The sequence below is a fragment of the Streptomyces diacarni genome, assembly GCF_003323715.1.
GTDB lineage: Bacteria > Actinomycetota > Actinomycetes > Streptomycetales > Streptomycetaceae > Streptomyces > Streptomyces diacarni.
In genome coordinates, this window is record NZ_QOIN01000043.1 from 358439 (window position 1) to 372881 (window position 14443).

Annotated in this window: 16 protein-coding genes and 1 pseudogene; 9 read left to right on the forward strand and 8 right to left on the reverse strand. The window is 75.0% G+C overall.

Annotation, left to right across the window (positions count from 1 at the left end; all coding sequences use genetic code 11):
- The first annotated feature begins 1 nt into the window (after position 1).
- Positions 2–895, forward strand: coding sequence for a Wzz/FepE/Etk N-terminal domain-containing protein (locus tag DTL70_RS15635; RefSeq protein WP_147266783.1), 894 nt, complete (start codon positions 2–4; stop codon positions 893–895).
- Positions 892–2142: a GNAT family N-acetyltransferase gene (locus DTL70_RS15640; protein WP_114022516.1), complete on the forward strand. Its 1251-nt coding sequence runs from the start codon at positions 892–894 to the stop codon at positions 2140–2142. The genes DTL70_RS15635 and DTL70_RS15640 overlap by 4 nt, the downstream gene beginning before the upstream one ends.
- Positions 2143–2185: 43 nt before the next feature.
- Here the strand turns inward: DTL70_RS15640 and DTL70_RS15645 are convergent, their stop codons facing one another.
- Complete coding sequence (locus DTL70_RS15645; protein WP_114022517.1) at positions 2186–3508, reverse strand: glycoside hydrolase family 26 protein; 1323 nt, start codon at positions 3506–3508, stop codon at positions 2186–2188.
- A 125-nt stretch (positions 3509–3633) separates the two neighbouring features.
- On the opposite strand from DTL70_RS15645, the gene DTL70_RS15650 reads away from it, so the two are divergent.
- Both DTL70_RS15650 and DTL70_RS15655 read left to right on the forward strand, forming a co-directional pair.
- Positions 3634–5064, forward strand: coding sequence for a carboxylate--amine ligase (locus tag DTL70_RS15650; protein WP_114022518.1), 1431 nt, complete (start codon positions 3634–3636; stop codon positions 5062–5064).
- 123 nt (positions 5065–5187) lie between these two features.
- Positions 5188–6636: an NAD(P)-binding domain-containing protein gene (locus tag DTL70_RS15655; protein WP_114022519.1), complete on the forward strand. Its 1449-nt coding sequence runs from the start codon at positions 5188–5190 to the stop codon at positions 6634–6636.
- Between the two features lie 64 nt (positions 6637–6700).
- Here DTL70_RS15655 and DTL70_RS15660 read toward each other — a convergent pair whose 3' ends face one another.
- From DTL70_RS15660 to DTL70_RS15670, 3 genes are all read right to left on the reverse strand, one after another.
- Entirely contained in the window at positions 6701–7207 is a 507-nt protein-coding gene (locus DTL70_RS15660) for a hypothetical protein (protein WP_114022520.1), read from the reverse strand.
- Positions 7208–7299: 92 nt separating this feature from the next.
- On the reverse strand, positions 7300–7623 hold the full coding sequence (locus tag DTL70_RS15665) for a DUF2795 domain-containing protein (protein ID WP_114022521.1): 324 nt from the start codon (positions 7621–7623) through the stop codon (positions 7300–7302).
- A 55-nt stretch (positions 7624–7678) separates the two neighbouring features.
- Positions 7679–8095: a DUF2267 domain-containing protein gene (locus tag DTL70_RS15670; RefSeq protein WP_114022522.1), complete on the reverse strand. Its 417-nt coding sequence runs from the start codon at positions 8093–8095 to the stop codon at positions 7679–7681.
- A gap of 411 nt (positions 8096–8506) precedes the next feature.
- Here DTL70_RS15670 and DTL70_RS35125 point away from each other — a divergent pair.
- Positions 8507–8603, forward strand: a pseudogene (locus DTL70_RS35125) (SDR family oxidoreductase); the annotation flags it as partial.
- 56 nt (positions 8604–8659) lie between these two features.
- Here DTL70_RS35125 and DTL70_RS15680 read toward each other — a convergent pair.
- Positions 8660–9214, reverse strand: coding sequence for a sugar O-acetyltransferase (locus DTL70_RS15680; RefSeq protein ID WP_114022523.1), 555 nt, complete (start codon positions 9212–9214; stop codon positions 8660–8662).
- Between the two features lie 136 nt (positions 9215–9350).
- The gene (locus tag DTL70_RS15685; protein WP_114022524.1) at positions 9351–10382 is read right to left on the reverse strand and encodes a helix-turn-helix domain-containing protein; all 1032 of its coding nucleotides are present in this window, start codon (positions 10380–10382) and stop codon (positions 9351–9353) included.
- A gap of 53 nt (positions 10383–10435) precedes the next feature.
- On the opposite strand from DTL70_RS15685, the gene DTL70_RS15690 reads away from it, so the two are divergent.
- Positions 10436–10837: a cupin domain-containing protein gene (locus DTL70_RS15690; RefSeq protein WP_114022525.1), complete on the forward strand. Its 402-nt coding sequence runs from the start codon at positions 10436–10438 to the stop codon at positions 10835–10837.
- A gap of 85 nt (positions 10838–10922) precedes the next feature.
- Here DTL70_RS15690 and DTL70_RS15695 read toward each other — a convergent pair whose 3' ends face one another.
- The gene (locus DTL70_RS15695; protein ID WP_114022526.1) at positions 10923–11123 is read right to left on the reverse strand and encodes a hypothetical protein; all 201 of its coding nucleotides are present in this window, start codon (positions 11121–11123) and stop codon (positions 10923–10925) included.
- A 247-nt stretch (positions 11124–11370) separates the two neighbouring features.
- Here DTL70_RS15695 and DTL70_RS15700 point away from each other — a divergent pair, with 247 nt between their 5' ends.
- Both DTL70_RS15700 and DTL70_RS15705 read left to right on the forward strand, forming a co-directional pair.
- A complete protein-coding gene (locus tag DTL70_RS15700) occupies positions 11371–11907 on the forward strand; it encodes a DUF2243 domain-containing protein (RefSeq protein WP_181860939.1) in 537 nt (178 codons plus the stop codon).
- The gene (locus tag DTL70_RS15705) at positions 11904–12959 is read left to right on the forward strand and encodes a cytochrome c oxidase assembly protein (protein ID WP_114022527.1); all 1056 of its coding nucleotides are present in this window, start codon (positions 11904–11906) and stop codon (positions 12957–12959) included. Before DTL70_RS15700 ends, DTL70_RS15705 begins: the two co-directional genes overlap by 4 nt.
- Here DTL70_RS15705 and DTL70_RS15710 read toward each other — a convergent pair.
- Positions 12947–13135 (reverse strand): DUF5133 domain-containing protein, encoded by a 189-nt coding sequence (locus DTL70_RS15710; RefSeq protein WP_114022528.1) that lies wholly within the window; start codon positions 13133–13135, stop codon positions 12947–12949. The genes DTL70_RS15705 and DTL70_RS15710 overlap by 13 nt on opposite strands.
- A 412-nt stretch (positions 13136–13547) precedes the next feature.
- Between DTL70_RS15710 and DTL70_RS15715 the strand changes: the two genes are divergently transcribed.
- Positions 13548–14309 (forward strand): VOC family protein, encoded by a 762-nt coding sequence (locus DTL70_RS15715; RefSeq protein ID WP_114022529.1) that lies wholly within the window; start codon positions 13548–13550, stop codon positions 14307–14309.
- Positions 14310–14443 lie beyond the last annotated feature (134 nt).

Below are 14443 nucleotides of genomic sequence, written 5' to 3' on the forward strand. Positions count from 1 at the left end.
CATGTCCACGACCGCACCGGGACAGCCCGCAGGAGACGCCGCACCGCCGCGTGCGGGCCTGCCGGCGCGTCCGCGAGCAGCCGACCGCAGCGGCACACGCCCGTCGCGCCGGGTACCCGGCTGGTGGCCGCTGCCTGTGTGCGCCGTGCTGGGCGCGCTGGCGGGCGCCACGTACGCGGCGGTGGCGGAACCGCGCTACGAGGCGTCCAGTTACGTGCTCGTCTCCCCCAGCGAGCACGCCGAGGCGACATCAGCGCTCGGCTACGCACAGGCGTACGGCAAGATCGCCACGGACGCCGTGGTCCTCACCAGGGCCGAGGCCGCCTTCGCCCTGCCGCGCGGCGAGCTGCGCTCGCACGTGCGGGCCGGCACCTCGCCCGACGCGCCCATGGTGCAGATCACCGGTAGCGCGCCCTCGGCCGGTGACGCCGCGGACTACGCCGACGCGACCGCCGCCGCCCTGGCCCGCACCGCGAAGGAGGCGGCGGGCAAGACCGGCGTGCGGCTGACGGTCGTCTCCCACGCCACCGCCACGGCCGAACCCGTCTCCCCCCGGGCGCCGCTGGCCGTGGCCGTGGGCGCGAGCGCGGGCGGGCTGCTCGGTGGTCTGGCGCTGCTGGCCCGGCCCCGGCGCCGCGACGCCGAGGGACCTGCCCTCGTCCCCGCCCCCGCCCGGGGCGCCGACGCGGTGGAGGGCCCGGACGCCCGGCTGAGCGACGGGCACGAGCCCGCCCGGGCGACGGCCGCGTTTGAGACCGCACGCGTGCGGGAGACGCCGGAGACCGCCGGCTCGCCGGAAGCGGCGCCGGGGCCCACCGGCGCGGACGACGCCGAAGGTACGCACACGACGCGGAAGACCCCGCACGTGGCGGAGAAGACGGAGGCCGAGCGGTGAATTCCCCCTACTCTCCGCCCACGCGCCGCGTATTCCCCTACGCGCGCCGCAAGTTGGCGGGGCCCGTTCTCTCCCCCTGGCGGGGCGGGCGCGGTGAGGCGTCGGGGCGGCCGCCCGTGCGGCTGACCGCCACCCTGTGCCGGGCCGAGGACGAGTTCGCTGAGCTGGCCGAGGAGTGGGACGGGCTGCGGGCACGCAACCGCTCGGCCACCCCGTTCCTCAGCCACGCCTGGCTGGCCTCGTGGTGGCGCGCCTACGGCCGGCGGGGCAGGCTGCGGGTCGTCCTGGTGCGCGAGAACGGCCGTCTGGTGGCCGCCGCGCCGCTGATGCTCGTCCACCGGCCCCTGCCCGCGCTGGTCACGCTCGGCGGCCAGATCTCCGACTACCAGGACGTGCTGCTCGACGACAGCTGCCCCCGTGCGGCCGACGCGCTCGCCCGCGCGCTGTACGCGGCGTCCCGTACCGCGGTCGTCGATCTGCGCGAGGTGCGTCCCGGCGGGGCCGCCGAACGCCTGTACGCCGCCTGGCCCGGGGTGCGGCACCGGCTGACCGACTCGGTATGCCTGGAGTTGCCCGGCGTTCCCATGGACGAGATGCTGCAGCGGCTCGCCCCCGCCAGCGCCAAGCGCACCCGGCGCAAACTGCGCCGCATCGACGAGCTCGGTATCGAGGCCCACGACGTGACGGGGGACCGGGTACCGGAGTCGGTGAGCACCATGCTGCGGCTGCACGAGCACCAGTGGCGGGGCCGCGGCGTGACCCCCGAACACGTGCGGCCCCGCTTCGGCGCCCACCTGGTGGGCGCCGTGGAACAGCTGGTGGCCAGTGGGGACGCGGCGGTGACGGAGTACCGGCTCGGTGGCCGGGTCGCCGCGTGCGACGTCGCCCTCGTCTCCGCCGACCTGGTGTGCGGCTACCTGTACGGCGCGGATCCCGCGCTGCGCGACCAGCGGGTGGACATCGCGACCATGCTGCTGCGGCACGACGCCCACTTCGCGTCGGCCACCGGGCGCGGCACCCTGAGCCTGCTGCGCGGCACCGAGCCGTACAAGCTGCGCTGGCAGCCGGTGACCGCGGCCAACCGGCGCTACCTGCTGGCCCGCCCGCAGCTGGCACCCGCGCTGGAACTGCTCGCTGCGAAGGCGGCGGCCCGCGAGGCAGCGGCCCGCCTGGTGCGCGAGCGCGGCGCGGCGGCGCGGGTCCGCACGCTGCTCGACCGCGCGGCCGCGCTCCGGCCGCGCACGTGACGGCATGACGGCGGGGCGGCGGCGGGCTTTGTTCCGGTGCGGGCTAGCCCGCCAGGGCGCGCAGCCAGTCGAAGCGGACGCAGTACTGGCCTACCGCCCAGCACCGCTCCCACCACGGGCGGGCCGGTGCCGGGGGCGCCGTGCCCGTGGCGGCGGGACGGGAGGGCCTCGACTGCCCGGCCTGGCGCGGCGGCTCGGTACCCGGGGGCCGGGTGCCCGGAGGGCGGGTGCTCGGGGGCGGGGCGGTGGGCGAGCCGCTGTGCCAGGGCGGCAGGGGCGCTTCCGGCTGCGCGAACAGCGCCATCCTGAACGTCTTGGCGGACGTCGGGTTGGCGCGGCACCGCCACACACCGTGCGGGCAGTAGTCGCTGATGGTCTGGTAGAGCGGCTTGTGCCGGTCCATCCAGGCGAGCATGGAGCGCACGTACTCGGCGTTGTCGCCGTTGCGGAACAGCCCCCACTCCGGGTAGGAGAGGGGCTTGTCGTGGCGGGCGGCGAAGTCGACGTGCGCCTGGAGCCCGTACGGCTCGCGCACCTGTTCGCCGAAGCTCATGCCCTTCGGCTGGTCGTAGGCGTCCATGCCGAGCACGTCGACGACGTCGTCGCCCGGGTAGCACGCGGTCCAGGGGATCGCGTCGCGGCCGCGGCTGGGCGCGAAGTCGAAGCGGAACCGCTGCCCGTCCACCGCCCGCATGGTGGTCACGATGCGCCGCCAGTACGCCTTCCAGGCGCGCGGGTCCGGCGCGCAGCGATGGGTGTAGGTCGTGCCGTTCATCTCCCACCCGAGCACCACGACGGTGTCCGCGAGCTGGGCTCGGACGAGATTCCGGGCCAGTGTGCGGAAGTGCGCGTCGAACCCGCCCGCCGCGCCCTCGCGCAGCAGGGCGCGCACCCGTGCGTCGTCCAGCCGCGCCTCGTTGCGCGCCTGCATGGGGACGTTCAGCACGAACAGCCCGGTGGGATCCGCACGCCGCCAACGCGCCCAGGGCGCGAGGAACCCCGGCTGCCCCTCGATGTCGGACCACAGCCGGCCCGGCAGGTAGGTGTGCCCCACTCGCAGCTTCGTGCCGCCGAGCCACCGCTCCATCTCCGCCATGCGGCGCACGCCCTCGGGGCCGGAGCCGAGGAACGCGCCGAGCGCGCGGCCCGACGGCGTGGACGCAGCGGCAGCCCCGGACGGCCGGGCGGACGGCGGGCGCGCCGGCTCGCGCTCCTGGGGCGCACCCGGACGGAGTCCGGACTCCCGTTCGGCGACCGGCAGCACCATGCAGGAGGCCAGCAGCACCGTGCACGAGGTCAGCAGCACCGCGGCGACGACACCTGCGCGCAGGACCGCCCTGACCCGCCCGCGTCCGTCGCTGCGCATGGCTCCTCCTGGCCGCCTGTGGCCCCCGGCGCGTGTCCGCTCGTCCGCCGGTCGACATTCCTGATGATCTGTCAGCGGAATTCTCACCCCGCCCACCCGCCCCGCGTCTGAAGGACATGCCCCTCATGCCGTCGTTCGCCACGGACGTGCCAGCGCTGCTGCTGAGACTCGACCCGAACCCGTACCACCACGGCACCCTGGGCGCCGCCAGATCGCTGGGGCGCGTCGGCGTCGAGGTGCACGCGCTGCTCGGTACGGACCCGGGCCCGGTGGCCAGAACCCGCTATCTGCACCGGCTCCACACGCCGGTGCGGTGGTCGGCCGCGGGCGCCGCGGGAACGCCGCCGGACGGCGAGCTGGAGCGGGCGCTGCTGGGGGCGGCCCGTGCCATCGGCAGGCCCGCCGTCCTCGTCCCGCTCGACGACCACGGGGCCATCGCCGTCGCCCGCCTCGCGCCCCGGCTCGCCGGGCACTGTCTGCTGCCGTCCGTCGCGCCCCGGCTGCCCGCCCAGCTGGCCGACAAGGCGGAGTTGGCCGCCCTCTGCGACCGCGCCGGCGTTCCCCACCCGCGCACCGTGCTGCCCGGCAGCGCGGCCGAGGCGGCCCGCGAGGCGGCGGCCCTGGGCCTGCCCGTGGTGGCCAAGTGGAGTCGCCCCTGGCTGCTGCCTCCGGGGCTGCGCAGCACCGCGCTGGTCCGCACGCCCGGCGAGGCCGCGCGGCTGTTCGCGCGGAGCGCCGAGGCCGGCAGCGCCCTGCTGTTGCAGCGCAGACTGCCCGACGGCCCGGGCGCCGACTGGTTCTTCCACGGGTACGCGGCCGAGGGCGGACGGCTCCTGGCCTGCGGCGCGGGACGCAAGGAGCGCTCCTGGCCCCCGCACACCGGCCTGACGGCGGTCGGCACCTGGCTGCCCAACCCGGCTGTCGAAGCGGCGGCGGCGCGGCTGACGGCCCGGCTGGACTACCGCGGCATCCTCGACCTGGACTTCCGGCTCGACCCGCACACCGGCGTCCACCACCTGGTGGACTTCAATCCGCGGCCCGGCGCCCAGTTCCGGCTGTTCACCGACGAGAACGGCGTGGACGTGGTCCGTGCCCAGCACCTGCACCTGACCGGCCGCCCGGTGCCGGCCGCGCGCGCCAGCCCCGGGCGCACGTACGTCGTGGAGAACTACGCGGTCCTCTCCGCACTGCTGGGCCGGACCCAGGATGCGTCCTTCGGCCGTACGGGCCGCGTACGGCGGGCGCGCGGGCCTGTGGAACGCGCCTGGTTCGCCGCCGACGACCCGCTGCCCTTCGCCGCCATGGCGGCGGGCTGGCTGGCACGCTGCCTGCGCGAAGGGCTGCGCCTCGGTCGCCCGCGCCTCGGCCCCCGGCACCGGAGGAAGCAACGGCTGCGGGGGCTGCGCGCGCGCCGGGCAGTGGTGCCGCGGCCCGCGGCCTCCGCCACGCCTCCGGCCCGCGCCGCGCGGGCCGCACCCGCACCACCGGCCGCGCCGGCTCCACCGCACCGGCCGTCGCCCGCGCCGGACCCGGGCTTCCTGGCCGCCGACTCCTGACGCCGCCTTCCCGCCGGACCGCTCACCGCGCCCCACCACCGGCAACACCCGCACAGCCCACCCTCCCCAGCATCCAGACCCCAGCTCCAAACCCCGCAACGCCGCACAGAGAGAAGGAAACCCATGTACGACCTCGTCGTGGTGGGCGCCGGCCCCTACGGACTGTCCGTCGCCTCGCACGCCGCAGCCGCCGGGCTCAACCTGCGGCTGCTGGGCAGACCCATGGCGTCCTGGCGGGACCACATGCCGCGCGGCATGTTCCTCAAGTCGGAGCCCGACGCCTCCGCGCTGTCCGACCCCTCGGGCGCCCACACCCTCGCCGGCTACTGTGCCCAGCGCGGTATCGAGGTCGCGCACGGAAGCCCGCTGCCGCTGGACACCTTCACCGAGTACGGCACCTGGTTCGGCCGGAACGCGGCGCCGCCCGCCGACGAACAGACGGTGACACGGGTCTCCCCCTGCGTCGAGGGGTTCGTGCTGGAGACGGCGCAGGGCGAGCGGCTGACGGCGCGCGCCGTCGTCCTGGCCGTCGGCGTGCTGCCGTTCGCCCAGCGGCCACCGGCGCTCGGCGGTCTCCCCACCGAGCTGGTCACCCACAGCACCCACCACCGCGAGCTGAGCCGCTTCGCGGGCAAGGACGTGACCGTGGTGGGCGCCGGGCAGGCCGCGCTGGAGACGTCGGCGCTGCTGGCGGAGGAGGGGGCGCGCGTGCGCGTCGTCGCGCGGGCGCCCCGCATCGACTGGAACGCGCCGCCGCAGCCGCTGGCGCGCGGGCGGCTCACGGCTCTGCGCGACCCGCACAGCGCGCTGGGCACCGGCTGGCCGAGCTGGGTGTGGTCCCGGCTGCCGTCCGCGGTGCGGCGGCTGCCCGCTTCCACACGGCTGCACATCGCCCGCAACGCGCTGGGCCCCGCGGGCGCCTGGTGGCTGCGGGAGCGCTTCGAGACGGCCGTGCCGACGCTCCTGGGCCACACGATCACGGCTGCCGACAGGACGGCGCCGGGTGTCCGCCGGGTCGGCGGCGTGCTGGGCGAACGGGTACGGCTGTGGCTGGCGGCGGCGGACGGGACGGCCTCCACCCTGGAGACGGACCACGTGGTGGCCGCCACCGGGTTCACCCCGGACCTGTCCCGGCTCGGCATGCTCGACTCCTCGCTGCGCGAGGGGCTGCGCCGGGTCGGCACGGGCGACGCGCCCTGGCTGGACGCGCGCTTCCAGTCCTCGTGCCCGGGGCTCTTCTTCGCCGGGCTGCTGACGGCTCCCTCGTTCGGGCCCGCGATGCGTTTCGTGCACGGGGCGTCCTTCACGGCACCACGGCTGCTGGAGGGGGTGCTGCAACACAGGGCCCAGACGGCGACGGCCGTCACGGGCGTGCCGGCCTCACCCGGCGCACGGGAGACGGAGCGGCAGGTGGCGCGGGGACCGCTCGGCGGTCAGCGCCACACCCGGCCCGCTGCCGAGGCCCCGAGCGCTTCCGGGGACGGCACGGGGCGGCTGCCCGCGCCGGTCAGCGGGTCGAAGGACGCGCCGGAGGCGGTGGACGCGCGCAAGGGCGGCAGCCGGGCGGAGTGAACGGGCGCCCCGACCGGACCGCCATCCAGCCGGGCCGGTCGGGCCGGTCGGGCCGGTCGCCCGCTCAGCGCCCCGGCTTGCTCTCGTAACGCGCGTCGACGTCCCGAGTGTCGGCGCTCTGGAGTTCGGTGGCGAGGTGATGCACGGTCACCAGGTCGTGCATCATCGTGCGGGTGCGGTCCCTGGGCATCTCCGCCTCCCGCGAGACGTCCTCCAGGCTGACCGCCTCGCCACCGTGCTCCTCCTCGGCCGTGACCAGGGCGCGGAAGACCTTTTCGTGCTCCTGCGAGTAGCCGGGCCTGCCCCGCCCCTGGTACGGGCTGCGCGGCTCCGCCGGGCCGGCCCCGCCGCGCGGCGCCGGGCTGGGGGCCTCCGCGCTGTGGCCCTGCTTGCCCTGCCGCTGGGCCAGCATCTCCTCGTCCTGCCGCGCGGACGGGCCCGCGCGGTGGGCGCGCTGCTTGGACGCTCCCGTCGTCACGCTGCGGGCGCTGGGCGGTTCCTCGTCGCGGTGGGCCTTGTGTGCCGCGGCGCGCCGCTGTTCCTCGTCGCCTTCGACCTTCTTGCGCACCATGAGGGTCCTCCCTCGCATTCCTGGTGGGTGCCGGGCTGGGCTGGGCTGCCGTGTCGCGTGCGGTGTGCGGGTGCCTGCTCAGCGGTCCGGGTTCAACGGTCGAGTTCGTCCTCGACCGGCGGTTTGGGCGCCTCGCGCAGGTGCTGCGACTGCCCGTGTCTGCCGCCCTGTCTGGCCTGCTCGGCGCGTTGTGCGGGGCTGAGGTCGAGGTCCGAGTCGGGGTCCACGCGGACGGAGCGCGCCACCTCTTCGCGGTTGGCGTACTCCTCGGGTGGGATACCGCGCAGTGCGACGCGGACCTCGCCCGAGGCGCCGGATTCCGACGCCGCCCGCATCAGCTCGTCCTTGTCCGCCGGAAAATCCACGTCGCCGAGTGCGGCCAGCACCTCGTCGACGGTGGTGTGCGCAGTGCTCATGCTGCTCGCTGCCTTTCTGAGCCGACGCCTTCGCCTGCCGTCCGCACGGCTCGGCTCAGCTTCCGGCGGTGCCGGTGCTGCCCGAGAACAGGACGGAGGCGAGTTCCTCGTCGAGTGACTGGCGGATGCGTTCGGTCAACGCGCCCTGCGTGGCCTCCTCCAGCAGTTCGACGACCGTGCGGGCCTCGTGGACGGCCTTGGGCGGGTCCGTCCTGGCACGCCGCGCCACGCGGTCGAAGAACTCGTGGCGGTCCATCCGCACGCCGGTGACGGGTTCGTCGGGAGCGAACTCCACTCTCCGCAGGTGCTCTCCCAGCTCGGTGGGGAGCTGCGCGGCGAGCTTCTCCGCCATCGGCGCCGGGATGCGCTCCGCCAGCGTCTCCAAGGTGGCCCGCGTTCCGGCTTCCGCCGCTCCTCTGCTGTTCAGGTGGGCCCGTGCCTGCATCTGACCGATGAACTCGTCGTGCTGCATAGCCGTTCACCTCGCTCACGTCACTCAAGCGGTCCAACGCGCGTCGCTTTCCAGCATGCGCGCCGCTCGCACGGGTCGCACATCGGCCGCGAGCCCCTCCGGCCGCGGGCCCTCACGCGCGCCGTGCGGCCGTTCACGTCGGCACGGCGGCGGCGACCCGACGGCGGGGCGCCCGGCGCGCCGCGCACCACCGGGCTGCGGCCCGCTGGGGAAGGAGACCGCACGGGCCGCCGCGCGGCGGTGCCGCACCCGGATCTGACGAACCTGCCGGACGCGGCCCAGGTCGTGGACCAGCTCGCGGACGGACTCGGCCGGACCGACGTGCTCGTCAAGACGCCGGGGCCGGCACCTCCGCTCCGTTCCTCGACCTGGACTTCGGCTCGGTGCGCGAGGTGAAAGGGGGCGGCGTAGGTGACCGGCGCGTCGTGGGCGGTGGACGGCGGCATGCTGCGAATGGGCCCGCAGGCGGGCTCGCACCTGCCTCGACGACTCCTGGCGCCGCCCCTGAGCGGCGGCGGCCGGTCCGGGGGCGGGAGCGGGGGCCTCAGCCCGGGAAGGCGGCCCTCACAGCTCGCGCACCACCCGGGCCGGGTTTCCGACGGCCAGGACGCCGGCCGGCAGGTCTCCCACGACCACGGAGCCGGCCCCGACGACGGTGTCCGAGCCGATCGTGACCCCGGGGCAGACGATGACCCCGCCGCCGAGCCACACGTTGTCGCCAAGGGTGATGGGCACCGCCTTCTCCCAGCCGGCCCGGCGCCGCTCGGCGTCCAGCTCGTGGGTGGGCGTCAGCAGCTGCACGTTGGGGCCGATCTGCCCGTGGCGCCCGATGGTGATGGGCGCGGCGTCCAGGAAGACGGCGCCGAAGTTGATGAAGGTGTGGGCGCCGATGGACAGGTAGGTGCCGAAGTCGCAGCGGAACGGCGGCCGGATGGTCACGCCCTCACCGAGCTCGCCGACCAGTTCGCCGAGTATCCTGCGGCGCTCGGCGGCCGGCGCGGTGTCCGCGGCGTTGTAGGCCGCGCACAGTTCGGCGCGCCGCTGGCTCGCCGCTTGCAGCTCCTCGTCGTCGGGGATGTACCACTCCCCCGCCAGCATGCGGTCCTTGTTCTCGCCCACAAAGGTCCTTCCGGCGCGGTGAGCAGTTCGGTTCCGTCCGGGTGACACTCTCGCAGACCTGTTCGGCGACGGGCGCGGCATGCCCCGGGATTCTTCCGGCAACGCTCATCGCGTCTCCGGCCGAACGCCCGTGCCGCTACGGGGCCGCCCGGCTCTGTGGTGCTGTGGGCGCGGGTTCCGGCAGCTCGGTCCGGCCGAAGCGCTGGCGGTACGCCGTCGGGCTCAGACCCGTCTCGCGGCGCAGCCTGGCGCGGAGGTTGGCTGCCGTGCCCAGGCCGCTGTCGCGGGCGACCACGTCGAGCCGCTCCTCACCGCGCTCGATCAGCCGGCAGGCCAGCGTGACGCGTTCACCGGTCAGCCAGGCCAGCGGCGTGGTGCCCAGCTGCCCGCGGAACCTGCGGTGGAGCGTGGCCTGGCTCACCGCGGCCCTGGTGGCGAGGTCGGCGACCGTCAGCGGCTCGGCCAGCCGCTCCGCGGCCCAGGCCAGCAGCGGCGCCAGCGACTCCTGGGGCACGGGCGGCAGCGGCCGCTCCACGAACTGCCGCTGCCCGCCGTCCCGGTGCGCCGCGAAGACCAGGCGCCTGCTGACCGCGTTGGCCACCTCCGCGCCGTGGTCCCGGTGCACCACGTACAGGCCCAGGTCGAGCGCGGCGGCGCTGCCCGCCGCGGTGAGGATGTCGCCGTCGTCGACGAACAGCACGTCCGGTTCGAGCAGCACGTCCGGGAACCGGGCGCGGAACCGGTCGGCCCACTGCCAGTGGGCCGTCGCCCGCCGTCCGGCCAGGACGCCCGCCTCGGCGAGTGTGAAGGCACCGCTGCAGAAGCCGAGGAGGCGGGCGCCCCGCGCGTGGGCGCGGCGGATGGCCTCCAGCACGGCGGGGCGCCGCGGGGTCTCGATGTCGGGGCGGTTGGGCACGATCAGCGTGTCCGCGCGCTCGGCCGCCGCCAGGTCCGCGACGCCGGTGAGCGTGAAGAATCCGTCCCGCAGCACCGTGCGCGGCTCGGGGGAACAGAGCGTGAACGCGTACAGGTCCCGGCCGATCTCCGGCCTGCGCAGCCCGAAGACCTCCGTCGCGCAGCCCAGCTCGAACGGGTTGGAGTTCTCGTCGACGAGCACGACGACTCGGTGGAGACCCGCCCCGACGGCCTGCGAGGATTCTTGCGCCATATGCGTTTTCTAGCACTCGCGGGGCGCGGCCGTCACGGCTCAGGATGCTGTCCATGAGCAACGAACCGATCACGCTGGCCCAGGCGCTGTCCTCCTTCGACGCCCTGTGGAGCCCCCGCGTCGTCACCCGCGTCGACGACTACGACGCCCGGGTCGCCAAGGTGAAGGGCGAGCACGTCTGGCACGTCCACGAGGACACGGACGAGTTCTTCCTCGTCCTGGACGGGGAACTGCACATCGCGCTGCGCGAGGACGGCGGGGAGCGGACGGTCACCCTGCCCACCGGTGCCGTCTTCACCGTGCCCCGGGGCACCGAACACAAGCCCAGCGCGCCCGAGGGCGCCGCGATCCTGCTGTTCGAGCCGACGGGCACCTCGTCCGTCGGCGACCGGCACGACGAGGTGCCCGCCCACGTCGACGCCACCACAGGACACGCACTGCCCGAGCGGGCATAGGGCCAGGTCCGGGACCGGGGCCCCGGTCGGGGCCAGGTCCGGGACCGAGTCGGGCCACCGGCCGTCCCAGCGCGTTACGGCCGGCTCACTCGTTTCCGGGGCGCTCGCTCTTGGGCCCACGGCCGCGCTCCGTACGCGGGCCCGAGGGCCGCCAGCGCGGATCGCGTTCCATCTCCCGCTTGGCCGCCTCGTTCGCTTCCTGGGCGTCGGTGTGGCCGCTCCTCTCCTGGTCCTTCCGGCCCCGCGCACGGTGCTTGTCGTAGCTCTTGCTGCCGGGTTCCGGCACTGCGCTCACCTCACTCGCATCGACAGCGGTCACCGTCGCTCGGCCGCGCCGCCGACCGCTCGCGCACCGCTGTTCCCACGCCTGACGCAGCAGAAACGCTGGGCCGGTCGGTGGAAACCGCCAGCGGGAGTGACTGGCCCCGTCGGAGGCGGGAAACCCGTGGCGACCGGCGCACGGCGCCGTGACGCCGCGCGACGCGCAACGGGCGACGCGTGGCGCGACGTGCCACGGAAGGCGGAGGCGAGCGATGGCCGTGACGGACGGAATCCGGGACGGGAGGGAGCCGGTGAGCCTGCGGCTTCCGGGGATCGTGCTGGGGGTGGGGCTCGGCGGGTTCGTCGACGGCATCCTGCTGCACCAGATCCTCCAGTGGCACCACATGCTGACCAGTACCGACGACGACCGCATCGGGGTGAAGTACTACTCGCCCCGGACGGTCTCGGGGCTGGAGATGAACACCGTGTGGGACGGTATCTTCCACACCGTCTGCTGGCTCGCGGTGCTGATCGGTCTCGCCGTCCTCTACGCGCGGGTCACCCACGGGCGGCGCCGGGTGTGGACCTCGCGGGTGCTGTGGGGCTGGATCCTGGCGGGCTGGGGTCTGTTCAACCTGGCGGAGGGGCTGCTGGACCACCAGATCCTGGGCATCCACCACGTGCACGGCGGCCCCTACCAGCTGTGGTGGGACATCGGCTTCCTGGCGCTGGGCGCCGTACTGCTGATCGTCGGCCACCTGGTCCAGCGCAGCGGCCGCTCCCTGGACACGGACGGCAGGCTCGCATGACGGGCGGCGCGGCGCCGCCGCCCGCGCACCCGGTGGGCCCGGCGGCCCTCGCCCACACGCATCCGGGCACCGGCCACGGACACGGCGGTGGCGGCGGTGCCGGCGGCGGGGACCTGTTCGGCGTGCTGCTGCCCGCCCTGGCGGCCCTCGTCCCCGCACTCGGCTACCTGCTGCTGGTGCGCCGCGCGCACCACCGCGGCCCCCGGCACGAGTGGAGCGCCTGGCGGTCCGCGAGCTTCCTGGCCGGGTGCGGGCTGGCGGCAGCCGCCGTGCTGCCGCCACTGGCCCCGTGGGCGCACGGCGACTTCCGCGGTCACATGGCGCAGCATCTGCTGATCGGGATGTACGCACCTGTGGCGCTGGTACTGGGAGCACCGGTCACCCTCTTGCTGCGCACCCTGCCGGGCGCACGCGCGCGGACCCTCACCGCCCTGCTGCGCAGCCGCCCGGCCCGCCTGCTCACCCATCCGGTCACGGCCCTGCTGCTGAACACCGGCTCCCTCGCGGTCCTCTACTGCACGCCGCTGTACGGGGCGGCTACGGCGCAGCCCTGGGGCCACTGGCTGCTGCACCTCCACTTCCTGGCGGCCGGCTGCCTGTTCGCCTGGGTGGTCGCGGGACCTGACCCGGCGCCCGCCCGCCCCGGGGTGCCCGCGCGGCTGGTGCTGCTGGGCGTCGCGATCGCGGGACACGCCGTACTGTCCCAGCTGATGTACGGAGGCTTCCTCATCGACATCCCCGCACCCGTCGGACAGGTGCGGGGAGGCGCGGAACTCATGTACTACGGCGGCGACATCGCCGAACTGCTGCTGGCGGGCGCGGTGGTGGCCACGTGGCGCCCCAGGCGGGCGGCGACTGCACGGGAACGGGCGCGGTCGCGGGCGGTACGAGGCCAGTCCGTGCGAACACCGTCCGTACGGGGACAGTCCGTACGCGCCCGGTCCGTACGGGCACGGTCGGCGCGCGTACGGTCCGGGGCGCCTGACCCGCCCGCCGGGGAGCCGGCGGGCGGGTCAGGCGGATCGCGGCGGTCGGATGCTCAGGCCGCCTGAGCGGCGCCCGCGATGTGCTCGCGTGCGGCGCGCAGCGCGTCGTGGATGTCGCGGGTGTTCGTCGAGACGCACAGCGTGTACGAGACGTCGTCCAGTTCCTGAGGATGGCCGGGGCGGGCGCGGAGCTTCTCGTAGCGGTCGAGCAGCTCTCGCAGGGTGTCGGGGTGGGCCATCATGACGGTTTCCTCCAGGGGGCGCGCGACGGCGCTCGACGAGTAGGGGTGGAGACCGGCCGACCGCGGCGGTCGCCGTGCAATCAGCGCATCCCGCCCAGTACCCGACAGCAGAAAGAGCAAAACTCACAAAAACGTACATTCTCGTCCTTGTTTCACCTCTGCGGACGAGGGGCACCACGGCGCACAGGAATCGCGCGACCGGAAGCAGCCGTCAGAAGCAGCCGTTCGGCAGCGGCCGGAAGCCGCACGCAGCGGAACGAAGCAGCGAGAACCCGCGAAACCGCGAGGCGGAGACCTGCTCAGGCAGGAACTCGAAGCCCCGGGAAGGAAGGAAGAAGTCGGACAGGCAAGCACGACCGCAACGCACGACGAGACGCGAGAGAGGAACGCCCAGGAGGCTAGAGGTGTCGTGATGGATTCCGTACCCGGAGTGCCCTGCTGGGTCAGCCTCACCGTCCGCGATCGGCGGGCCACCGAGGAGTTCTACAGCGCCGTACTGGGATGGTCCTTCGTCGACAGCCCCCTCGGCCCGGGGTTTCGCACCGCCACCAGGGAAGGGGCGCCGGTGGCCGGCTTCAACGAAGCCGCCGTCTCCTGGCAGCTGCCCGTCCGCTGGACCGTCTTCTTCTCCGTCGACGACGCCGACCGGGCATGTGAGCGCATCAGCGAACGCGGCGCCACCGTCGCCGTCGGCCCGCTGCGCGTGGGAGAGGGCCGCGCCGTCATGGCCGCCGACCCGCACGGCGCGGCGTTCGGCCTGTGGCAGGGCGAGTTGCCGCGCGGCTGGGAGGTGGGCGCGGGACACGCCCCGGCCTGGCTGCAACTGCACACCAGCGACGCCTTCGCCGCCGCGCTCTTCTACGGCGAGGTGCTCGACTGGACGAAGAACCCCAGCCACGGGGTGAGCTACGAGGAACAGCAGGACGAGGTGCACATCCTGGTGGACGGCGAGACCGTCGCCGGGCTGCGCGGCGGCGGCGTCGAGGCGGCGCCCGACCCGCAGCGGCGCACCCGCTGGGACGTCTACTTCCGCGCCACCGACATCGACGCCGCGCTGGCCGCGGTCGAAAAGACGGGCTGCACGGTGGTCTCGCCCGTCCAGCACGCCTCGCACGGCCGCTTCGCGACCGTACGCGACCCGGACGGCGGCCTGTTCTCCCTCCTCGGCCCCTGAGGAGCCCTTGGAGGCGTGTGAGCGAGGCCGCGTACGCGGGTACCCGGTGGGCCGCCGCACACGGCAGCGCGTGGCGGCCCCCGCACCGAGGGGACCGCCCGTACGCGACGAGGACACGCGTGGACACGCGGAGA